Source organism: Pseudomonas sp. UBA6562, from assembly GCF_002434265.1.
In the GTDB taxonomy this organism is placed as follows: domain Bacteria; phylum Pseudomonadota; class Gammaproteobacteria; order Pseudomonadales; family Pseudomonadaceae; genus Aquipseudomonas.
This window is the reverse complement of record NZ_DJJS01000001.1, coordinates 276,810-298,840: the sequence shown is the minus strand read 5'-3', so window position 1 is coordinate 298,840 and position 22,031 is coordinate 276,810. Positions and strand designations below refer to the sequence as shown.

Sequence of the window (22,031 nt, the reverse complement as noted above, 5' to 3'; positions counted from 1 at the left end):
CTCGATGGCAGGGTTTTTTTATGCCTTCGCCGCACCGGCGAATGCGCAGGAACGCCAATCGGTTCAGGGTTGCGTAGGCGCTGCCGTGCAGCGCACTGCGCGCTTGCGATTGTCCACCAGCACCCCGGTCAGACCCTTCTGTTGGGTGTCGAACAGCACCAGCACGCCGTCGATGCACTGCGCCACCTGGTCGGCCGGGGCCAACGACACCTTGTAGTCCTCGCCGGGCAAGGTCTTGAGCATGGTGTAGTCCTGCAACAGCAAAGCGTCTTCGGGTTTGGCGAAATGCAGGTAGCCGTAGTACCACAGCGCACCGACCGTCACGGCGATGCTGCCGATCCCGGTGAGGATCAGTGGGATGGCGTTGCGTTCTTCACTCATTGCGGGCTCTTGGGTTCTGGGTAGTTGGGCACTTCGGCAAGGCGCCGCAGCCCGTTGAAGCGGTTGGGGTCGTCGAGGAAGCGCAGCATCACCTCACGCCAGTTGGGGTCGGCGAAAGTCTGCACATGGCCGCCACGGGTCAGTTGCAGCACCCGTGGCGGCGGCGCGTGCTGATACAGACGGATGCCGTTGTCCAGCGGCACGAGGTTGTCGTCGATGCTGTGGAAGAACAGCTTGGGCGGGCTGTCGAGCCGCTCGATGGAACGGATCGCGCTGTCGCCGTCGGGCACCAGCCAGGCCAGCGGCACTTGCAACGGCCAGGTCAGCCAGGACGTGCCGAGCGCATAGCGGCCGACGTCGCGGTAGCTGGCCGGCACGCCGTCGAACACCAGCGCACTGAAGCGCTGGCGCTGCTCGGGGTGGGCCGCCAGGTAATGGATGGCCATGGCGCCGCCCAGGCTCTGCCCCAGCAGGTAGCGCGGCTTGCCCTGCACCTCGGGCGCACGGTCGAGCCAGTCCAGTGCCGCAGCGATGTCCTGATACACGGCCGGCAGGCTCGGCGTGCCCTGCGACAGGCCGTAGCCGCGGTAGTCGACCATCAGCACCTGATAACCCTGCTCGGGCAGCCAGTAGCTGCCGCCCAGGTGGCCGGCCAGGTTGCCGCCGTTGCCATGCAAATGCAGCACCGTACCCTTGACCGCCACCCCGGCCTTGGCCGGCAGCCACCAGGCATGCAAGCGTACGCCGTCGGTGGTGGTCAGGGTCAGGTCGCGCCAGGCGATCTTCGCCCGTTCCGGAGTGAAGGGTTGGCCGGGTTCGGGGTAGAACAGCAGGCTGCTGCACCCGCTGACCAGCAACAGGGTCGAGGCCAGGGCCAGGGCGCGCAGGCGCTCAGAGAATGTTCGCGTAGTCGGCTTCAATGCGGTCGAGGCTCAGGTGGTTGAGGAAGTTGGAGAAGCACATCCAGGCCGCCAACGCGTTGATGTCGCGGAACTGCTCGGGTAGGTATTTGGGCGGCTCCACCAGGCCCTCTTCGACCAGTTGGCGCAAGGTGCGCATGTCTTCGAGGGTGGTCTTGCCGCAGAACAGCAAGGGAATCTGTTCGAGCTTGCCCTTCTTCACGGCCAACTGAATGTAGTTGTAAACCATGATGAAGCCCTTGAGGTAGGACAGGTCCTTGGTGAACGGCAGACCATTGGGCACCGACCCGCGGAACACACGGCTGGCGTTGCTGTAGCTCTGGCCGAGGTCGAAGCCCTGCTCGCGGAAGAAGGCGTACACCTGCATGAAGTCGGCGCCCTGCTCGACCATGTGGATGGCCCGGGTGCGGTTGGCCAGTTTGCGCAGGCGGCTGGGGTAGGAAGCGAAGGCGATCACTTCCATGAGGATCGCCAGGCCCTCCTGGGTCACGGTCGACGAGGGCGGACCTTTGGCCAGGAAGGTGCAGATCGGCTGGTTCAACCCGTTCAGGGTAGTGCCCACGTGCACCAGCCCTTCGTGCACTTCCAGGGCGCGCACGTCGCGGCTGTTGAACAGCGCGTCGGCGCGCACCTTGATGTAGTCGGCACCGGCGGCGGCGTCGGCGACGATACCGTCGGACTCGAACACGCGGATGGTGCTTTCCGCTTCGCCGAACACCTTGTTCAGACGCCGCTGGAGAATCTCCACCGCTTCCTTGGCGGTGAGGTTCTTGGGTTCGTCCTTCAAATCGCCGCGGCCATCGATGTTGTCCAGGTAGTCGGACAGCATCAGGCCCAGGTCGGCCAGGGTCGGGTCGCCGGCATGGAAAGCGTCGGAAGCCGCGCCGTACAGCTCTTGGGAAATCAGGCCGAAATCCTCGGTGCCGCGCGCTTCGAGCATGCGCACCACCATGCGGTACTCCTTGCACATGCGCCGCATGATCTGCCCGACCGGGTTGAACTGGCCCAGGCGCCGAGTGATGTCGCGCTCGATGCTCTGGAACTCGGCCTTGACCGCGTTGGAGTCGAAACCCAACGGCCGGTTCTGGTAATAGGCACGGTCCACTGCCGGCGGCACCGTGCCGTTGTGCTCGATGAACGCCTGCTTGATGCCGTCGTCCCACTTCACCGCATCGAGCACGCGGATCGGCGTCTGCGCCGCGACGATGCGGTCGGACAGCGCACGGATGGTCTGTTGGTACTCGTCCACGACGGACTCCTTGGAGGCGAACGCTTAAGGGCGGACGCGCTGGAAGCGTGCGGCTTCCACGAACACGTCGGAATTGGCCGGATCGTCCAGGTAGGACATCACTTGCGCCGCTGGGCTGTCGATGTGCAGGGCCGGACCGCTGGCATCGTCTTCGTCGCTGGGCGCCGCACTGCGACCGCTCAGCGCGTGCTGCTCGACCGCCTGGCGCAGTTGTTCGGGGTCGAGGCTGTAGAGCAGCAGTTGCTGCTCGGCGTTCAGTTCGAAGCCGCCGATGACGAAGCCCTGCCCCGCTGCCTCCGGCGCCGGACCCGAGACGTACCAGCGGTTGGCATGCTGCGCGACGCTGAAGCGATAGGTCCGCGCCGGCTTGCCCTTGGCCCGCGCCACAGCCTGGTAGGCGTTGCCCTTGGCTTGGCTGATGGTCAAGGTCAGCGGCTCGCCCCAGGCGTCCTTGCTGCGCCATTGCCCGAGCAGGGCCTTGGGCGCGGCCTGGGCGCCGGGCACGGGGTGTTCGAAGGTGTCCAGGCAGCCGCCCAACAGCAGCAACGACATCGCCAACAGCACGGGCCAGGGTTTCATCGGGCTCTCCTTGAAAGGGTCGGGGGCGCTCAACCAGCCGCCAGCACCAGGTGCAGGAAACGGCTGAGGATGGCCAGCATCTGCGCTTCGCTCTGGGTATCGGTCCGCTCGAGCAGCCCCCGATATTCCATCTGCTCGATGATGGCCGTCAACATCAGCGCGTCCTGCTCCGGCTGGGGCGAGCCGATCACCTGCAGCAACTGGTGCGCGCCGTGCAGCAGGATCTGCTCGTGGGCCCTGACCAGTTCGGCCAGGCGTGGGCACAGCAGCGCTTCCTGGCGGAAGGCCTGTTCGGCGATCAGGTAGTCGCGGCGGCCTTGCAACTGGCGCATCACGTAATCGACCGCCATGCGCGCCACCTCGTCGGCCAGCTGGGCACGGGCCGCCGCGCCGCCGTCGCCACGGGCGATCATCTCGCGCAGCAGGATTTCGGTGCTGGCCCAGCGGGTGGCCATGTAGTCGGCGCTGCGCGCGACGTACTGGGCGAAGGTATCGGTCAGCAGATCTTCGATGTCTTTGAAGTAATAGGTGGTGGCCGACAGCGGCACCTGCGCCTCGGCGGCCACGGCGCGGTGGCGCACGCCACGCACGCCGTCGCGCACGACGATGCGCATGGCCGCGTCGAGAATCTGCTGGCGGCGCTGTTCGCTGCCCTGGCGCACGGTCTTGCGCCCTTGGTACTGCACGCTTTCGGCAACGGCGCTGGCGATGCCGGCGGCACCTGGGTGGGGCATGGCGGGGGTCATTGAGCAATCTCCTGTAATGATGCCCGGCGCACCTACGACATACACAGGCAATAAAAAGCCGCCTCGAAAGGCGGCTGGTTCGTCAAGCCTGTGGGCGCATGTGCGGGAACAGGATGACGTCGCGGATCGACGGGGAATTGGTCAGCAGCATCACCAGACGGTCGATGCCGATGCCCTCGCCCGCCGTCGGCGGCATGCCGTACTCCAATGCGCGTACGAAGTCGGCGTCGAAGTGCATGGCTTCGTCGTCGCCGGCGTCCTTCTCGGCCACCTGGGCCAGGAAGCGTTCGGCCTGGTCTTCGGCATCGTTGAGCTCGGAGTAGGCGTTGGCGATTTCGCGGCCGCCGATGAACAGCTCGAAGCGGTCGGTGACGGCCGGGTTGTCGTCGTTGCGGCGCGCCAGGGGCGAGACCTCGAACGGGTACTCGGTGATGAAGTGCGGCTGCTCCAGCTTATGCTCGACCAGCTCTTCGAAAATCATCACCTGCAGCTTGCCCAGGCCTTCGTGGCCGAGGACCTTGGCACCGGCCTGTTTGGCGATCGTGCGGGCGCGCTCGACGTCTTGCAGGTCGGCGGCGGTGAGCTCGGGGTTGTACTTGAGGATCGAATCGAACACCGACAGGCGCACGAACGGCTCGCCGAAGTGGAACACCTTGTCGCCGTACGGCACGTCGGTGCTGCCCAGCACCTTGTGCGCCAACTCGCGGAACAGTTCCTCGGTCAGGTCCATGTTGTCGCGGTAGTCGGCGTAGGCCTGGTAGAACTCGAGCATGGTGAACTCGGGGTTGTGCCGGGTCGAGACGCCTTCGTTGCGGAAGTTGCGGTTGATCTCGAAAACCTTCTCGAAGCCGCCGACGACCAGGCGCTTCAGGTACAGCTCCGGCGCGATGCGCAGGAACATGGCCATGTCCAGGGCGTTATGGTGGGTTTCGAACGGCTTGGCCGCCGCGCCGCCGGGAATGGTCTGCAACATCGGTGTCTCGACTTCGAGGAAGTCGCGCTCGATGAGGAACTGGCGGATGTGCGAGATCACCTGCGAGCGTACGCGGAAGGTGTGGCGGGTGTCTTCGTTGACCATCAGGTCGACGTAGCGCTGGCGGTAGCGCTGCTCGGTGTCGGTCAGGCCGTGGTGCTTGTCCGGCAGCGGGCGCAGGGATTTGGTCAGCAGGCGCACGTCGGTCATCTCGACGTACAGGTCGCCTTTGCCGGAACGGGCCAGGGTGCCTTCGGCGCTGATGATGTCGCCCAGGTCCCAGGTCTTCACGGCGGCCAGGGTTTCGGCCGGCAGGGTCTTGCGGTTGACGTAGACCTGGATGCGCCCGGTCATGTCCTGGATCACCATGAACGAGCCACGGTTGAGCATGATGCGACCGGCGACCTTGACCGGAATCGCTGCGGCTTCCAAGGCTTCCTTGGTCTGGTCGGCGTACTGCTTCTGCAGGTCGTCGCAGTAGCTGTCGCGGCGGAAGTCGTTGGGGAAGGCCTGGCCCTTGGCGCGTTCGGCCGCCAGCTTTTCCTTGCGCAGGGCGATGAGGGCGTTTTCTTCCTGTTGCAGGTCTTGGGCTTCGGTCTTGAGGTCGCTCATTTCGTCATTCTTTCCATCAGGTGTTCGTGGCCCTCGCGGGTGAGGGATCGCCGGGTCGCCGGACCGCCTGGCCGGCACGCGGCGACGGTACCGGCCAGGGACTGGAGGCTTACAGGCCCTGCTTGAGGCTGGCTTCCAGGTACTGGTCGATGTCGCCGTCCAGCACCTTGTTGCAGTCGCTGCGCTCGACGCCGGTACGCAGGTCCTTGATGCGCGAGTCGTCCAGCACGTACGAGCGGATCTGGTGGCCCCAGCCGATGTCCGATTTGCTGTCTTCCAGCGCCTGGGACGCGGCGTTGCGCTTCTGCATCTCCAGTTCGTACAACTTGGCCCGCAGCATCTTCATGGCGGTGTCCTTGTTGGCGTGCTGGGAGCGTTCGTTCTGGCAGGCCACCACGGTGTTGGTCGGCACGTGGGTGATCCGCACCGCCGAGTCGGTGGTGTTGACGTGCTGGCCACCGGCACCGGAGGAGCGGTAGGTGTCGATGCGCAGGTCCGACGGGTTGATGTCGATCTCGACCTTGTCGTCGATCTCTGGGGACACGAACACCGCCGAGAACGAGGTATGGCGACGGGCGCCGGAGTCGAACGGGCTCTTGCGCACCAGACGGTGCACGCCGATCTCGGTGCGCAGCCAACCGAAGGCGTACTCGCCCTTGATGTGCACGGTGGCGCCCTTGATGCCGGCGACTTCGCCTTCGGACAGTTCGATGATGGTGGCGTCGAAGCCGCGCTTGTCGGCCCAGCGCAAGTACATGCGCAGCAGGATGTTGGCCCAGTCCTGCGCTTCGGTGCCGCCGGAACCGGCCTGGATGTCGACGTAGGCGTTGTTCATGTCCATCTCGCCGCTGAACATGCGGCGGAATTCGAGCTTGGCCAGCTCGGTCTCCAGGCCGTCCAGCTCGGCGACCACATCGGCGACCGCGCCTTCGTCGTCTTCCTCGACGGCCATGTCGAGCAGGTCCTTGCAGTCGGCCAGGCCGCCGGACATCTTGTCCAGGGTCTCGACCACCTGCATCAGCATGGCGCGCTCACGGCCCAGGGCCTGGGCGTACTCGGGCTTGTTCCAGACGTTGGGGTCTTCCAGCTCGCGATTGACTTCGATCAGGCGGTCATGCTTGTGATCGTAGTCAAAGATACCCCCGAATCGACTGGGACCGCTCGGTGAGGTCCTTGATGGTATTGAGGATCGGTTGGATTTCCATGGTCGGCGGGCTCTCGTACGGGATTCGGTGAAAAGCCGGAGAGTATAAACGACTCTGCCGGCTGGCGGCAGGCCATCCGGCACTCCCCCTCATCGGCTCCTTCCGTGCCTCAGGCCACCACGACGCGATTGCGGCCTTCGGCCTTGGCCTGGTAAAGCCCTTTGTCCGCCGCCGAAATCAATTGCCGGCAATGGCTGCCGATCTCCGGCGTCTGGGTGGCCAGGCCGATGCTCACGGTCAGCCGCGCGTCGGGCTGCGGCCGGGTGTGGGCGATGTCCAGGGCCAGCACGGTCTGGCGCAGTTTCTCGGCGACCAGGCGCGCGCCGCCGGGCGAGGTGTTGGGCAGCACCAGGGCGAACTCTTCGCCGCCGTAACGGGCCGGCAGGTCGCTGGGCCGCGAACAGGAACGGCGGATGGCGTCGGCCACCTGGCGCAGCGCCTCGTCGCCGGCCAGGTGGCCGAAGGTGTCGTTGAAGGCCTTGAAGTAGTCGACGTCGATCATCAGTAGCGACAACTGCTGCTGTTCGCGCATGGCGCGGCGCCATTCCAGCTCCAGGTACTCGTCGAAGTGGCGACGGTTCGACAATGCGGTCAGCCCGTCGGAGTTCATCAACCGTTGCAGCATCAGGTTGGTGTCGAGCAGTTGTTGCTGGCTCACGCGCAGGGCGCGGTAGGCCTCGTCGCGTTGCAGCAGGGTCATGTAGGAGCGCGAGTGGTAGCGGATGCGCGCCACCAGCTCGATGGTGTCGGGCAGCTTGACCAGGTAGTCGTTGGCGCCGGCGGCGAAGGCCGCACTTTTCACCAGCGGGTCTTCCTTGGTCGACAGGACGATGATCGGGATGTCCTGAGTGGCCGGGTTGTTGCGGTATTCGCGCACCAGGGTCAGGCCGTCGAGGCCCGGCATGATCAGGTCCTGCAGGATCACCGTGGGCTTGATGCGGATGGCCTGGGCCACTGCCTGGTGCGGGTCGGCGCAGAAGTGGAAGTCGATGTTGTCTTCCTGGGCCAGCCCGCGGCGTACCGCCTCGCCGATCATGGCCTGGTCGTCGACCAGCAGCACCATCGCCGAATTCTCGTCGGCCCCGTTGAAGCCCTCCAGCCGTAACTCACTCATGCCTGTTCACCTGGCCTGTACCGATGTCACGGCACGACTCAACTATCGTCATTTTGAAAAGATTTCCGTCAAGCGCCCGGCGATGCGTTCCAACGGGCGGATTTCCACAGCGGCACCGATCGCCGCTGCGGCTTTGGGCATGCCATACACAGCACTGCTCTGCTGGTCCTGGGCCAAGGTCAGGAAACCGTGCTCGCGCATCAGTTTCAGGCCTTGGGCACCGTCACGGCCCATGCCGGTGAGCAGCACCCCGACCGCATCGCCGCTCCAGTAGCGCGCCACGCTTTCGAAGAACACGTCGATCGACGGCCGGTAGATCTCGTTGACCGGCTCCGGCGTATAGGCCAGCGTGCCGTTCTGCAACAGCCGCAGGTGATGGTTGGTGCCGGCCAGCAGCACTTGCCCCGGCTGCGGCGTTTCGCCCTCCTGCGCCAGGCGCACCGGCAGGCCCGAGGCCCCGGCCAGCCAGTCGGCCATGCCGCTGGCGAACACCTGGTCGACGTGCTGGACCAACACGATGGCCGCCGTGAAGTTCTTCGGCAGCCCCTTGAGCAGCACCTCCAGCGCGGCCGGCCCGCCGGCCGACGAGCCGATCGCCACCAAAGTGCGGCGTTGCGCGTCCAGGCGCGGTGCGGTGGTGACCGTGCGGGCGGCAGTAGGCTTTTGCTGGCCGATCAGCCAACTGATGTTGAGGATCTTGCGCAACAAGGGCGCTGCGGCTTCGCGCGGATCGCCGGCGCCCAGCGCGGGCGTGTCCACCACATCCAGCGCGCCATGGCCCATGGCTTCGAACACGCGGTGCACGTTCTGCTTGCGGTCCACCGTGACGATGACGATGGCGCAGGGGGTCTGCGCCATGATCAGCCGCGTGGCCTCCACCCCATCCATGACCGGCATGATCAGGTCCATCAGCAGCAGGTCCGGCGTCTGTTCCAGGCAACGCGCGACCGCGTCGGCGCCGTTGCTGGCCACCCACACCACCTGGTGCGCCGGTTCCAGGGCAATGGCGCGGCGCAGGGCCTCCACGGCCATGGGCATGTCGTTGACGATGGCGATCTTCATCCCTGGGCTTCTCCAATGAGCTCGACCACCGCATCCAGCAGCGCATCATCATGGAAGCTGGCTTTGGCCAGGTAGTAGTCGGCACCAGCGTCCAGCCCGCGGCGACGGTCCTCTTCGCGGTCTTTGTACGACACCACCATCACGGGCAATGACTGCAACCGATTGTCGCGCCGCACCAGGGTCACCAGTTCGATGCCATCCATGCGCGGCATGTCGATGTCGGTGATCAGCAGGTCGAACGGGTCGCTGCGCAGCGCGTTCCAGCCATCCATGCCGTCCACCGCCACGGCCACCTCATACCCGCGGTTGCCGAGCAGCTTGCGCTGCAGCTCGCGCACGGTCAGCGAATCGTCGACCACCAGCACGCGCTTGCGTGCCTGGCCCGGCCCTTGCGCGCCGCGTTCGATGCGCTCCAGACGCCCGGTGGTGAGCAGCTTTTCCACCGAGCGCAAAAGGTCTTCGACATCGATGATCAGCACCACCGAGCCATCGTCGAGCAAGGCGCCGGAGGAAATGTCCTGGACCTTGCCCAAGCGCGGATCGAGCGGCATCACCACCAGCACCCGCTCGCCGACCAAGCGCTCGACGGCCACACCGTAAAGCTGGTCGTGCTCACGGATCACCACCACCCGCAGGCTGCTGCGCTCGCCTTGGGCAGGCGGCCGATTGAGCAACTGGCTGGCCGCGACCAGCCCAATGTGGCGGTCTTCGTGCCAGAAGTGCTGGCGGCCTTCGATCTGCACGATGGCCTCGGCCGGCACGTCGAGGGTGCGCTCGATGTGCACCAGCGGGAAGGCGTAGGCTTCGCCGCCGACCTCCACCACCAGGCTGCGCACCACCGACAGCGTCAGCGGCACCTCGATGTGGAAGCGACAGCCCTGCCCCGGCGTGTGGCTCAGGGCGATGGCGCCGCGCAGGTTGCGTACCATGTGCTGCACCGCATCCAGGCCGACGCCGCGACCCGACACCTCGGTGACCTGGTCGCGCAGGCTGAAGCCGGGCAGGAACAGGAAGCTGAGCAGTTCCTCCTCGCTCATCTGCGCCACGGTCTCGGCCGGCGACAGGGCACGGGCAACGATGCTGCGGCGCAGGCGTTCCAGGTCGATGCCGGCGCCGTCGTCGGTCAGCTCCAGCACCAGCAGACCGGCCTGATGCGAGGCGCGCAGGCGGATCTCCCCCGCTTCGGGCTTGCCGGCGCGCAGACGCTGCTCGGGCGCTTCGATGCCGTGGTCGACCGCGTTGCGCAGCAGATGGGTCAAGGGCGCATCGAGCTTCTCCAGCACTTCGCGATCGACCTGGGTCTTCTCGCCGTCGATCTGCAGTCTCACCTGCTTGCCCAGCGAGCGGCCCAGGTCGCGGACCATGCGGCCCTGGCCGGTGAGCACGTCGGCGAACGGGCGCATGCGACAGGCCAGCGCGGTGTCGTAGAGCAGTTGCGCGCGCTGGCTGGCCTGCCAGCCGAACTCGTCGAGGTCGGCGGCCTGCTGGGCGAGGATCTGCTGGGTTTCGACCAGCATGCTTTGGGTCTGCGCCAGCGCTTCGAGCACTTCGGGGCTTTGCCCGCCACTGTCGAGCTGCGCCTTGAGCCCGTCGAGGGCGCGCAGACCTTGGCCGTGCATGCGTTTGAGGCGCTGCAGGGTGGCCAGGTAGGGCTTGAGCCGCTGAGTTTCCACCAGCGACTTGCTCGACAGGTCGAGCAGGCTGTTGAGCCGGTCGGCAGTGACCCGCAATACGCGCTCGCCGCCCTCCCCCGCGCTACGTCGTGGTCCCGGCTCGACGCTGGGGTCGGCCGGTGCAGGCGCCGGTTCTGCCACAGTGGGCGTGGGCAGCGCAGGCGCAGGGGTCTGTGTGGGCGGTGCCAGGTGGCGGCCGGCAGCGGCCTGGGCCGTCGGGTCGAGCAGGCGGGCCATCTGTTCGAGGAACGGCGCGACCGCCGTCGCCGCCGCCATGTCGCCTGGGGTGGCGATACGCATCAGCAGGTCGGTGCCCTGCAACAAGGCGTCGATATGCTCGGGGCGCAGCAGCAGGCGCCCTTCCTGCGCCGCCACCAGGCAGTCCTCCATCACGTGGGCGACGCTGACCCCGGCGTCGATGCCGACGATTCGCGCTGCGCCCTTGAGCGAGTGTGCAGCGCGCATGCAGGCTTCGAGCTGGTCGGCCTGGGTCGGGCTACGCTCCAGGGCCATCAGGCCGGCGCTGAGCACTTGGGTCTGCGCCTCGGCTTCCAGGCCGAACAGTTCGAGCAACGAGGCATCGCGCATTTGCTCGGGGGTCATGACAGGCTCCGGTCGACGGCCGACAACAATTGGCGCTCATCGAGGATGCGCACGCTACGGCCCCGCCACTGCAGCACGGCCAGGGTGAATTCGGCGCCGTTGCGGTCGCTGTGCAGACGCGCCGGGTCGAGCCGATGGATGCCGTCCACCTCATCGACCGGCAACACCACCGGCCCACCTGCGGCCGAGAGGATGAGCATGCGCGGCAGGGTGCGCGTGGCGCGCTCCACGACAGGCGCAGGCGCCAGCCCTAGAAGCTGGGTGAGCGACAGGCACGGCACCAGCGCGCCCCGCACGTTGACCACGCCTTGCAAGGCCCGCGCGCGCTGGTGCGGCAAGGCATGCACGCGTTGGGTCGGGGCGATTTCGGCCAGGCACGCGGTGGCCAACGCCATCCACTCCTCGCCCAGGCGCAGCAGCAGCATCGAGCGGCCGCTGTCCTCTTCCACGGGGAGCGGTGCCTCCAGTTGCTCGTCGGCCATCAGCGCATAGCGGTCGAGCAAGCGCGTGGCCGCCTCGGCGTAGACCTCGCAATTGCGGCAGTGGATGTGCCGGGCGAGCAGCGGGCATTGCTTGTCGCCCTGCACGCCAATGCGGTTCCAGCAATCGTCGATGAGCTGGTCGGTCTGGGCGACTACGTTCAGGACATCGATCTCGCTCATGCGTCAGTCCTCCGGCCGGCGCGCGCGGCGCGCTCCTGCAAACGCCGCGCGCCGCTGTGGTCGCCTTGCGCCGCGAGCAGCGCGGCCAGGTGCACCAACGTATCGGTGTGCTGCGGTTCCAGGTACAGCGCCTTGCGGTAATGGGCCAGGGCCTGCGAGGTATCGCCCTCGGTGTCGCTGAGCAGGCCAAGCCAGTAATAGACCTGGGCCTTGGGCGCGAACTGGCGCAGGTACTGTTCGCAACTGACGCGGGCTTGACGGCTGTCGCCGGCATTGGCCTGCGCTGCGATGTGCGCCAGCAGGGCAGCTTCGTTCTGCGTTGGCGTGCTCGCGGTCGGCGCGCTGGGGTGGGCCAAGCGCGGCGTTGCCGCAACCTGCGCTCGGACCGAATCGGACCGAGCCGCGCTTGGTCGAGCCGTTTCGGAGAGGGTCGCGCCAGACCGGGTCGCGCCAGACCGAGCAGGCTGCGCAGGTAGTGCCTTTTGCAGCGACTGGGCCTGGCCGGGCACGGTGCGTGGTGGCGAACTTTGCGCGGCAGTGGGCGTCTGCTCGCGCACATAGGCGAAGGATTGGGCGATGCCCACCGGGCGCATGCCCAGACGCGCCAGCAGGCTGCCCTCGGCCGGGCCGATGAACAGCACGCCGTTGGCCGCCATCAGGCGCTTGAGCACCTCGAACACGCGTTGCTGGGTCGGCAGGTCGAAATAGATCAGCAGATTGCGGCAGAAGACGAAGTCGTACAGGGCCTCGCGCGATAACAGCGCCGGGTCGAGGACATTGCCCACTTGCAGGGTCACCTGACGCCGCACCCGCTCGTGCAACTGCTGACCCCCTTCGCGCTCATCGAAATGGCGAGCCTTGAAGGCCTGTTCGCCGCCGCGGAACGAGTTGCGTCCATACAGCGCCTGCTCGGCCTTGGCGATGGACAACGGGCTGATGTCCAGCGCATCGATGCTGAAACTGTCCGGCGCAAGACCGCCGTCGAGCAGGGCCATGGCGATGGAATAGGGTTCCTCGCCGGTCGAGCACGGCAGGCTGAGCAGCCGCAGGGCACGTTCGCGGCCTGGCTCGGCCAGGCGCTGGCGGGCCAGGCTCAATAGGGCCGAGAACGACTCGGCATAGCGGAAGAACCAGGTTTCGGGGACGATCACCGCCTCGATCAGCGCCTGTTGCTCTGCAGCCGACTGCTGCAGGTGCAGCCAGTAGTCGTCGAGATCCTGGGCCTGCACCGCCATGCAGCGCTGCTGCAGGGCCCGCTCGACCATGGCGGCGCCGACCGACTCGACGTCCAGGCCGATGCGTTGCTGCAGGAAACGGAAGAAACGGGTGTCGTTCATCGCCTGCCCTCGGCGCCGACGCGCGGGAACAGCAACTGGCGCACGGCGTCAGTCAACAGGTCGTTGACCTGGATGCGCTGCACCAGACCGCGACCGTCCTGGCGGACCGGCCCCAAGTAGGTGGCGTCGGGGTTGTCCAGGCCATAGGGTTGGAACTCGTCGGCATGGCAGCGCAAGGTGTCGCTGGCCTGTTCGAGGATCAGGCCCAGTTGCAGCTCGCGGCCATCGCCCGGCCGGTAATGCACGCGCACCAAGCGCGTGCTGGTGCGCTGCTGCGAAGGCGTGGCGAAGGTCAGTTGCGCCAGGTCGATCACCGGCACCAGCACGCCGCGGTGGGCGAACACCCCGGCCACCCAGGCCGGAGCCTGGGCGATGGGCTTGAGCGGGCGATGGTGCAGGACCTCGATCACTTCGCGCACGTCCAGGGCGAAGCGTTCGGCATTGAGCCGAAAGAGCAGGTACAGGTTGCCCTTGCCGGCGCGCACAGGCGCCACGCGATCATGCGGGTCGGTCATGGCGGTTCAGACTTTGAACCGCGACACGCCGCCGCGCAGGCCGGCGGCGACCTGGCTCAGCTCGTCGATGGCGAAGCTCGCCTGGCGCAGCGATTCCACGGTCTGCGTGCTGGCGTCGCTGAGCTGGGCCAGCGCCTGATTGATCTGCTCGGCGCCGGTGGCCTGGGCCTGCATGCCTTCGTTGACCATCAGCACGCGCGGCGCCAAGGCCTGCACCTGCTGGATGATCTGCGTCAGTTGCTCGCCGACCTGGGTCACTTCGAACATGCCGCGGCGCACTTCTTCGGAGAATTTATCCATGCCCATGACCCCGGCCGAGACCGCCGACTGGATCTCGCGCACCATCTGCTCGATGTCGTAGGTGGCCACGGCGGTCTGGTCGGCCAGGCGCCGCACTTCGGTGGCGACCACGGCGAAACCGCGACCGTACTCGCCGGCCTTTTCGGCTTCGATGGCAGCGTTGAGCGACAGCAGGTTGGTCTGGTCGGCGACCTTGACGATGGTCACCACCACTTGATTGATGTTGCCGGCCTTCTCGTTGAGGATGCCCAGCTTGGCGTTGACCAGCTCGGCCGCGCCCATCACCTGGTGCATGGTGTCTTCCATGCGCGCCACGCCCTGCTGCCCGGCGCCCGCCAGGCTCGAAGCCTGGTCGGCGGCGTTGGTCACTTCGCTCATGGTGCGCACCAGGTCGCGCGAGGTGGCGGCGATTTCCCGTGAGGTGGCGCCGATCTCGGTAGTGGTGGCCGCGGTTTCGGTGGCGGTGGCCTGCTGCTGCTTGGAAGTGGCGGCGATCTCGGTCACCGAGGTGGTCACCTGCACCGAAGAACGCTGGGCCTGGGCCACCAGGTTGGCGAGGGCCTCGGCCATCTCGTTGAAGCCGGTTTCGATGGCGCCGAACTCGTCGCGCCGGGCCAGGTTCAAGCGCATGCTCAAATCCCCCGAGCGCAGACGGTCGAGGGCCTGGACGATCTTGTGCATGGGATCGAAGATCGCGCGCATCAGCAACAGCCCGCAGATGCCGGCGGCCATGATCGCCAGCACCAGCGACACGCTCATGCTGAACTTGGCCGTGGCCACGGCATCGACGATGTCGCGCGAGGCGTCGTTGGCGCGGTCGCGGTTGCGCTCGATGACTTCGTTGAGGTGCTTGCGCCCTTCGGCCCAAGCCGGGCTGAGCACCTCGATGATCAGCCGCTCGGCCTCGGCGTAATTCTGCTGGCGGTAGGTCTGCAACACCTGCTCGATCAGCTCGACGTAGCGCTGCTGCATGACCACGAAGGCGTCGAAGCTGGCACGGTCGTCGGGCGTGCGGATGGTCTGTTGGTAGCTGGCCATCGATTGCTGCAAGCGCTGCTCGAAACTCTTGAACATCTCCACGTCGGCCGTGGTGATTTCACGATGACGCGACAACCCGACCAACTGCTGGCTGCTGACGTAGCTGTCGACCCAGGCGCTGCGGATCATCGAGCTGTAGTACACGCCCGGAATGCTGTCCGAACCCACCGCCTCCTCGCTGGACTCGATGGCCATCAGGCGCGAGTAGGCGGCCACGATCATCAGCAGCATGATGGCGATGATCACGGCGAAACTCGCCAGAATCCTTTGGCGCATGGTCCAGTTCTTCACATTCAGCCCTCGGCGACACTCTAGGAGTGGGAAAAATCGCCAGAGTATAGCCCAGCCTTCCTACACGTTTGCGGGATAGTTCTTACGGCTTACACCCCCTATTCCTTACGAAATCGGGCCAAGCCGTGATGTACAGCGGCATGCGCGGCAAGAACCTGATGGGCCGATCAAGATAAACCGCTATGGCAGGTAGCCAGTATTCTGCGCGCTGGCGTGCCGATACCTCAGCCGACACTCAGGCCATGCCCGCGATGGGCGGCAGAGCCGCCATCGGTGGAGTGCACTGTGGAGCCAAACGCCGATTAGCCAGCGAGCGAAGCATCGCAGTGATGGATGGCGGTGCAGAAGTGCTGAGCGCCACCCTCTCGCAGCCTCAGAACGGGTTGACCCAATACCTCGGCCGCTCCCCTGCCAACGCCTCGAGCAGATTGTCCACCGCGCAACGGGCCATCGCTTCACGGGTTTCATGGGTCGCCGAGCCGATGTGCGGCGTCGCCACCACGTTGCTCAGGCGCAACAGCGGCGAGTCGGCCGGCAGCGGTTCCTGCTCGAAGACATCCAACCCCGCGCCGCCGATGCGGCCGTCGCGCAGGGCCTCGATCAGCGCGGCTTCGTCGACCACGCGTCCGCGGGCGATGTTCACCAGGATCGCCCCAGGCTTCATCAGCGCCAGTTCCCGGGCGCCGATGAGGCCTTCGGTGCTGGCGCTCAAAGGTACGGTCAGGCAGACGAAGTCGGCTTCGCCCAGCAACGCGTCGAGGCTGCGATAGCGTGCCCCGTGGCGTGCCTCGGCGTCGGGCTTGCGATGGTTGCTGTGGTACAGCACGCGCATACCGAAGCCGGCAGCGGCCCGCCGCGCCAGGGCGTCGCCGATGCGGCCCATGCCGACGATGCCGAGGGTCTTGCCTTGCACGTCGGTGCCGAAATGCGCCGGCCCCAGGCTCTTGTGCCAATGGCCGTCGCGTACCCAGTTGGCCAGCTCGACCACGCGCCGCGCGCTGGCCAGGAGCAGCGCGAAGCCCGTGTCGGCGGTGGTTTCGGTGAGCACGTCCGGGGTGTGGGTGAGCATCACCCTGCGCCGTGTCAGGTCGGGGATGTCGTAGTTGTCCACGCCCACCGAGATGCTCGACACCACTTGCAGGTCTGGCGCCAAGTCCAGCAAGTCGCTGCCCAACGGCAGGCTGGCGCCGAGCAGGCCGTGGGCACCTGGCAAGACCTCGCGCAGGCGGGCCAGCCCATCGCTGGCGGTGAGGTCCACCTGGGTGACGGCGACGTGCTGTTGCAGCCGCTCGAGCAGCGCAGGGGACAGCGTTTTGTACACGACGATACGTTTGTTCATGTCAGTTCCTAATGGCTGGTCGCCAGCGGTGCGGCGCCCAAGGCGTCGCGCCTGGCGCTATGGGGCGGTTTGAAGGCGGCGGTCAGCACCACGGCGAGCAGCAGCGCCCCGGCCATGAACAGGTACGAACTGCCCGGCCCGCCGGTGATGCCGTTGAGGTAGCCCACCAGCCACGACCCGCCGAACGAGCCCAGCGCGCCCATGCTGTTGATCAGGGCCATGGCGCCGCCGGCGACGTTGCTCGGCAGGATCTCCGGCACGATGGCGAAGAACGGCCCGTAGGGCGCATACATGCACGCACCCGCGATGACCAGCAACGCGTACGACAGCCAGAAATGCTCGGTGCCCAATGCGTAGGATCCATAGAACGCCACGGCCGCGACCAGCAGCGGCGGCCAGACGAAACGCTTGCGCACTTGCAGGCGGTCTGAGGCCCAGGACACGCCGACCATCGCCAGCACGGCCGCGAGGTACGGCACCGAGGCCAGCCAGCCGGCTTCGACGATGTCGACCTGGGCGGCCTGCTTGAGGATCGACGGCAGCCACAGCACGAAGCCGTACACACCGATGCTCCAGCAGCAGTACTGCAGCGACAGGATGATCACCTGGGGGGAGCGGAAGGCCTCGCGGTAGTTCTTCACCGGCTTCAACCCCTGCTGCTCGTCGGCCAACGCCTGTGCCAAGCGGGCTTTGTCTTCCTCGCCGAGCCATTTCGCCTGGGCCGGCCGATCGTCCACCAGCCGCCACCAGACGAAGGCCCAGAGCACCGCCGGCAAGCCTTCGATGATGAACATCCAGCGCCAGTCCAGGTGCTTGATCAGGTAGCCGGACACCACCGACATCCACAGGATGGTCACCGGATTGCCGAGCATCAGGAAGGTGTTGGCCCGCGAGCGCTCGGCGCGGGTGAACCAGTGGCACAGGTACACCAGCATCGCTGGCATCACCACCGCTTCCACCACGCCGAGCAGGAAGCGGATGGCGATCAGCAGGTACACGTTGCTCACCATCCCGGTGAGGGTCGCCAGGCCACCCCAGAGGATCAGGCTGACGAAGATCAGCTTCTTGACGCTGCCTTTCTGCGCGTAGAGCGCACCGGGCACCTGGAAGAAGAAGTAGCCCAGGAAGAACAGCGCCCCCAGCAGCGAAGACAGCGCCGGGGTGATGTGCAGGTCGTCGGCCATCCCTGAGGCCGCGGCGAAGCCATAGTTGGCGCGGTCCAGGTAGGCCAGGCTGTAGGTGATGAAGACGATGGGAATCAGGTACCACCAGCGCCGCGGCGCGAGTTTGTTCGAGTGCATGGAATTGCTCCTGAGCGAATTGTTGTTGTCTCAGCAGGCCGGCGAGCCGGCGATGTTCATCAAGCGCTGGCGCGCAACTCATGGGCGGCCAGTTCTTCGCGCAGCGGCAGGCCCTCCATGTCGCCCAAGCTTTGTACGGCGCGGCTGCCGCACCAGTTGCCGCGGGCCACGGCCTGCGCCAGGGGCAGGCCGTCGAGCAACGCACTGATCACGCCCACGGCGAAGGCGTCGCCAGCACCGACGGTGTCGATGACCTTGGCCACCGGCACCGGGGCGACCAGGCCATGGCCGGCGGCGTCACGGTAGTAGGCACCCTCTGGGCCCAGCTTGATCGCCACCCGTTGCACACCCTGGTCGAGGTAGAACGCGGCGATGTCGGCTGGGGTGGTCCAACCAGTCAGCACACGGCCTTCCTCGAGGCCCGGCAGCACCCAATGCGCCTTGATCGCCAGGGCGTTGATCTCGCGCACCATGGTCTGGCGGTCCGGCCACAGGGACGGCCGCAGGTTGGGGTCGAAGGAAACGCTCGCGCCCGCGGCCCGCATACGCTCGATCAACGCATGGGACAACTGCCGGCAACGCTCGGACAGGGCCGGAACGATGCCGGTGGCGTGCAGGTGGCGTGCTTGGGGCACGGCGACGTCCAGATCCTCGACCGACAATTTGCTCGCCGCCGATCCGGTACGGAAGTATTCGACCGCCGGGTCGCCGCCGTCGTCGCGACGGGCCTTGAGCTGGAAGCCGGTGGGATGGCAGGGATCGACCGCCACCTGGCTGCAGTCCAGGCCCTCGCGGCGCAGGCTGGCGAGCACGAAGCGGCCCAGCGCATCGTCGCCCACACGGCTGAGCCAGCGCACCCGCCAGCCCAGACGCGCCAAGCCGATCGCCACGTTACTGTCGGCGCCGGCGATACGCCGGCCGAAGGTCTCCACCTGGTCCAGGTCGCCCGTCTGCTGGGCCACGAACATCGCCATGGTTTCGCCGAAACACAGCACGTCATGCTCAGGCATGGCTCACCTCCGGGTGGGTGCCGAGCCTTGCCAGTGCGTTGGCGTGCAGCTGGGTCACGGCGGTGAGGTCGGCGCCAACCAGCGGATACTCCACGGCCCGCGGCACGCCCGGCGGAAAACACGCGAACAAGCGCTGCCAGTCCGACAGTTCGCTTGGCTGCGGCGGTACGGCGACCAGGCGACCATCGGCGTTGCGCGCCACCGCCTTGCAATGCACGTAGCGTACCCAGCCCCCCAGGTGACGCGCCGCATGCGCGGCCGATTCACCCTGCCATTGCCAGTTGCCGATATCGAACGTCATGCCCACCGGCAGTGCGGCCTGTTGCGCGCGCTGAAAGAAGCTCAGCAGCCCCTCGAGCCGACCGCCGTGCGCCGTCTGGTCGTTTTCCACCAACAGCAGCGGGTCGCCTGGCCTGAGCCAGGGCCCGAGCTCGGCGAGGTCGCATTCGGCGCGGAAATGGCCGAGGGACACCTTCAGGGCAACGGCGCCCAGCGCACGGGCCGTGGCCAGTGCCTGCGGCAACTGCGGATCGGGTCGACCATGACGCGTCCACAGCTCCAAAGGCGTGGAGTACAGGCATTCCAAGTCCCGGCTGGCGACTGCGGCTTTGAGCCTGGCGGTGTCGGGCGGTTCGGCGAAGAGCTCTTCGCGCAACTCGACGCGGTCGACGCCGGCGTCGGCCAGCACGTCGATGAAGGCGGCCTGACCACGCTTGCGCACCAGGTCGGCACCGTAGCTGGAAAGGCTGATGGAAACAGGATTGGGCTGCATTGTTATTGTCCTCGTCTGCTTCGGATGAAACCGGTTTCATTTTTAGCGCAGCGGCAGGCTGCGGTGTGTCATTGCAATCTCGTCAGGGGATAAGGGAGGTGGAGCCGCGCACGATCAACTGCGCTTTGAAATCCAAGCGCCGAGCCGACCCTTGACTGCCGCGCACACGTTCGAGCAGGCACTCGAACGCGGCCGCGCCGATACGCTCGGTAGGTTGGGCCAGGGCAGTGATGCCAGGGCCGACCAGCGGGCACCAGTCCAGCTCGTCGATGGCGATCAGGCCCAAACCGTTGCTCAATGCTCGCCCGACCGCCTGCAAGGCGCGGGTCACGGCCAGCGTAGCGACGCCATTGAAGGTCAGCAGCGCCTGGGGGCCGTGCCGGTCGCTGGCCAGACACTGTTCGAGTGCTTGCGGCAACTGGGCGTCGAGGCTCAGCACGCGACCGCGCATGCCGGCTCGTCGTTGCAGGGAGGCGGTGAACGCCTGCACGCGCTCATGCCGCGAACTGGTGCCGTCCAGTGGTTCGCCAACGGCAACGATGTCGCGGTAGCCCTGGGCCTGAAGGTGGTCCAGGGCCTGTTCGACGGCATCGTGGTTGTCCAGCCCGACCATGTCGACCTGCAGGTCCGCCAGTTGTCGATCCACCAGCACCATGGGCAGGCGGCGGTGCAGGTCGAGCAGTTGGCTGGGCTGGTGGCCGAGGGTGTTCACGATCAGGCCTTCGACGTTGTACGACTGCAACGCCTCCAGGTGGTGGCGTTCCTGTTCGTCGTCGCGGTTGGTGTTGCACAGCACAAGGCTGTAGCCGTGCTGGCGGCAGGCCGTTTCCACACCGCGGATCACCGCGACGGAATAGGGGTTGAGAATGTCGGCGACCAGCATGCCGATCAGGCGCGTCTGTCCGCGCTTGAGGCCACGGGCCATCTGGTTGGGGCGGTAGCCCAGGTGCTGGATCACCTCGTCCAGGCGCCGGGCGGTGGCCTCGGCCAGCAACTGCCGGTCGCCGCCGATGAAGCGCGACACGGTGGCTTTGGACACACCGGCGGCTTTGGCGACTTCGCTGATGGTGACCCGCGTGTGGGACGAGGGTGATCGAATGGTCATTGCGAGCCTTATTGGCGTTGTAATGGGCGAATGAAACCGGTTTCAATACATCAAATGTTCAGAGATTCGTCAATCTACCGTTGGTCGGAAGTTAAGCGGGCAGACGTGCAGGCGCGTGTCGGGTGCTCCCAACTCCGCGCCCTGGAAACTTCAACACTCGGACTTTTCGTTCCCTTTAAAAGAGTGCTGGCCTGCGAAGTCCGAAGGCAGGCGAGCGTGACGGTCGGGGTGCGCCCGTCGCAACACTCTCACTGCGCGCCGGCCAGATGCGCCTGGTTTTCCAGCTCTTGGCGCAAGGCCGGATCGAGGCGCAGTTGCCGGGCCAGCTCATCGAGGTAGGCGCGCTCCATGAAATTTTCCTGATCGACCATCATCAGGCTGGCGAGGAACATCTCGGCGGCCATTTCCGGAGTTTGTGCAGCTTGCGCCACTGCGGCCGGGTCGAGCGGCTTGGCCAGTTCGGTCTGGAGCCATTGGCGCACTTCGGCATCGCCGTCCAGACGACTGAATTCGCCTTCGATCAAGGCGCGTTCGCGATCGTCGACATGGCCATCGGCCTTGGCTGCCGCCACCAGTGCCTGGAGAATCGCCTGGCTGTGCCGTTCGGCTTGATCGGCAGGGACACGGTCGAGGGTTTGCGGCTCGCGCGGCGCAGTGTTGCCGGCAGTGGCTTGGCCGGTCTGACTGGCCTGGTTGGCCTGCCAGGCGCCATAGGCCTTGTAGGCCAGCATGCCGAGCGCGGCCAGGCCGCCGTAGCTGATGGCCTTGCCGCCCATCTTGCGGGTTTTCTTGCCGCCGAGCAGTGCGCCCAACGCACCGGCACCCAGAGCTTTGCCGCCGACACCCGAGAGCAGCCCGCCCAGTCCGGCGCCCATGCCGGCATTGGCACCGCCAGGCGTGCCGTTCGCCTTGCCGGCGTGTTGCTTGAGCAAGTCTTGGCCGGATTTGAGCAGTTGATCGAGCAAGCCGCGGGTATTCATGGCGTATCTCCGTAGACGGATGAGGTATGCCAGGTACGACTGATGCGCGCTGAGGGCGGTTCAGATGTCGGCGCTGAGCGGCGGGGAGATTTGCTTCGGAATGTTGCTCAGGACGGGGTCCGATAGGCGTAGTGTACAGGCGCCACACGTGATCCGAATTGCCGCCGCAGCACGCCGGTGCCGTACAGCAGGCTGTATCGGCTCCGAATTAGATTCGGTTGTCGCCACGGTACGCAACTCTAGGTTGTTGAGGTTGAGCCGGGC

The 22,031-nt window shown here is 66.4% G+C and carries 20 protein-coding genes; all 20 read right to left on the bottom strand.

Annotated elements, in window-relative coordinates:
• Positions 1 to 63: 63 nt before the first annotated feature.
• The 20 genes from B4M43_RS01380 to B4M43_RS01285 all read right to left on the bottom strand — a co-directional run bounded on the left by B4M43_RS01380 (position 64) and on the right by B4M43_RS01285 (position 21,767).
• On the bottom strand, positions 64 to 381 hold the full coding sequence (locus tag B4M43_RS01380) for a hypothetical protein (RefSeq protein WP_296263403.1): 318 nt from the start codon (positions 379 to 381) through the stop codon (positions 64 to 66).
• Positions 378 to 1,301, bottom strand: a complete 924-nt coding sequence (locus B4M43_RS01375) for an alpha/beta hydrolase (protein WP_296263401.1) — start codon at positions 1,299 to 1,301, stop codon at positions 378 to 380. The genes B4M43_RS01380 and B4M43_RS01375 overlap by 4 nt, the downstream gene beginning before the upstream one ends.
• On the bottom strand, positions 1,273 to 2,550 hold the full coding sequence (locus B4M43_RS01370) for a flavohemoglobin expression-modulating QEGLA motif protein (RefSeq protein ID WP_296263398.1): 1,278 nt from the start codon (positions 2,548 to 2,550) through the stop codon (positions 1,273 to 1,275). Before B4M43_RS01370 ends, B4M43_RS01375 begins: the two co-directional genes overlap by 29 nt.
• A gap of 24 nt (positions 2,551 to 2,574) precedes the next feature.
• On the bottom strand, positions 2,575 to 3,129 hold the full coding sequence (locus B4M43_RS01365) for a hypothetical protein (protein WP_296263396.1): 555 nt from the start codon (positions 3,127 to 3,129) through the stop codon (positions 2,575 to 2,577).
• A 29-nt stretch (positions 3,130 to 3,158) separates the two neighbouring features.
• The gene (locus tag B4M43_RS01360; protein ID WP_296263614.1) at positions 3,159 to 3,863 is read right to left on the bottom strand and encodes a TetR/AcrR family transcriptional regulator; all 705 of its coding nucleotides are present in this window, start codon (positions 3,861 to 3,863) and stop codon (positions 3,159 to 3,161) included.
• Between the two features lie 94 nt (positions 3,864 to 3,957).
• Positions 3,958 to 5,460, bottom strand: a complete 1,503-nt coding sequence (gene lysS / locus B4M43_RS01355) for a lysine--tRNA ligase (protein ID WP_296263395.1) — start codon at positions 5,458 to 5,460, stop codon at positions 3,958 to 3,960.
• Positions 5,461 to 5,569: 109 nt separating this feature from the next.
• A protein-coding gene (prfB, locus tag B4M43_RS01350) for a peptide chain release factor 2 (RefSeq protein ID WP_296263393.1) occupies positions 5,570 to 6,665 on the bottom strand; the annotation gives its coding sequence in 2 pieces (ribosomal slippage) (positions 5,570 to 6,592 and positions 6,594 to 6,665; 1,095 coding nt in all).
• A 109-nt stretch (positions 6,666 to 6,774) separates the two neighbouring features.
• Entirely contained in the window at positions 6,775 to 7,779 is a 1,005-nt protein-coding gene (locus B4M43_RS01345) for a response regulator (RefSeq protein ID WP_296263391.1), read from the bottom strand.
• A gap of 48 nt (positions 7,780 to 7,827) precedes the next feature.
• Positions 7,828 to 8,841 carry a chemotaxis response regulator protein-glutamate methylesterase gene (locus tag B4M43_RS01340; protein ID WP_296263389.1) on the bottom strand — a complete coding sequence of 338 codons (1,014 nt, stop codon included), beginning with the start codon at positions 8,839 to 8,841 and terminating at the stop codon, positions 7,828 to 7,830.
• Positions 8,838 to 11,117 carry a hybrid sensor histidine kinase/response regulator gene (locus B4M43_RS01335; RefSeq protein ID WP_296263387.1) on the bottom strand — a complete coding sequence of 760 codons (2,280 nt, stop codon included), beginning with the start codon at positions 11,115 to 11,117 and terminating at the stop codon, positions 8,838 to 8,840. The genes B4M43_RS01340 and B4M43_RS01335 overlap by 4 nt, the downstream gene beginning before the upstream one ends.
• Positions 11,114 to 11,779: a chemotaxis protein CheW gene (locus B4M43_RS01330; protein ID WP_296263385.1), complete on the bottom strand. Its 666-nt coding sequence runs from the start codon at positions 11,777 to 11,779 to the stop codon at positions 11,114 to 11,116. Before B4M43_RS01330 ends, B4M43_RS01335 begins: the two co-directional genes overlap by 4 nt.
• The gene (locus B4M43_RS01325) at positions 11,776 to 13,116 is read right to left on the bottom strand and encodes a CheR family methyltransferase (protein ID WP_296263384.1); all 1,341 of its coding nucleotides are present in this window, start codon (positions 13,114 to 13,116) and stop codon (positions 11,776 to 11,778) included. The genes B4M43_RS01330 and B4M43_RS01325 overlap by 4 nt, the downstream gene beginning before the upstream one ends.
• A complete protein-coding gene (locus tag B4M43_RS01320) occupies positions 13,113 to 13,631 on the bottom strand; it encodes a chemotaxis protein CheW (protein WP_296263382.1) in 519 nt (172 codons plus the stop codon). The genes B4M43_RS01325 and B4M43_RS01320 overlap by 4 nt, the downstream gene beginning before the upstream one ends.
• A gap of 6 nt (positions 13,632 to 13,637) precedes the next feature.
• Complete coding sequence (locus tag B4M43_RS01315) at positions 13,638 to 15,260, bottom strand: methyl-accepting chemotaxis protein (protein ID WP_296263380.1); 1,623 nt, start codon at positions 15,258 to 15,260, stop codon at positions 13,638 to 13,640.
• A 373-nt stretch (positions 15,261 to 15,633) separates the two neighbouring features.
• Entirely contained in the window at positions 15,634 to 16,599 is a 966-nt protein-coding gene (locus B4M43_RS01310; RefSeq protein WP_296263378.1) for a 2-hydroxyacid dehydrogenase, read from the bottom strand.
• An 8-nt stretch (positions 16,600 to 16,607) separates the two neighbouring features.
• Complete coding sequence (locus B4M43_RS01305) at positions 16,608 to 17,900, bottom strand: MFS transporter (RefSeq protein WP_296263376.1); 1,293 nt, start codon at positions 17,898 to 17,900, stop codon at positions 16,608 to 16,610.
• A gap of 59 nt (positions 17,901 to 17,959) precedes the next feature.
• On the bottom strand, positions 17,960 to 18,910 hold the full coding sequence (locus tag B4M43_RS01300; RefSeq protein WP_296263374.1) for a sugar kinase: 951 nt from the start codon (positions 18,908 to 18,910) through the stop codon (positions 17,960 to 17,962).
• Positions 18,903 to 19,682 carry a sugar phosphate isomerase/epimerase family protein gene (locus B4M43_RS01295; protein ID WP_296263372.1) on the bottom strand — a complete coding sequence of 260 codons (780 nt, stop codon included), beginning with the start codon at positions 19,680 to 19,682 and terminating at the stop codon, positions 18,903 to 18,905. The genes B4M43_RS01300 and B4M43_RS01295 overlap by 8 nt, the downstream gene beginning before the upstream one ends.
• 82 nt (positions 19,683 to 19,764) lie before the next feature.
• Positions 19,765 to 20,787: a LacI family DNA-binding transcriptional regulator gene (locus B4M43_RS01290; RefSeq protein WP_296263370.1), complete on the bottom strand. Its 1,023-nt coding sequence runs from the start codon at positions 20,785 to 20,787 to the stop codon at positions 19,765 to 19,767.
• Between the two features lie 248 nt (positions 20,788 to 21,035).
• Positions 21,036 to 21,767: a tellurite resistance TerB family protein gene (locus tag B4M43_RS01285; RefSeq protein ID WP_296263368.1), complete on the bottom strand. Its 732-nt coding sequence runs from the start codon at positions 21,765 to 21,767 to the stop codon at positions 21,036 to 21,038.
• Between the last annotated feature and the right edge of the window lie 264 nt (positions 21,768 to 22,031).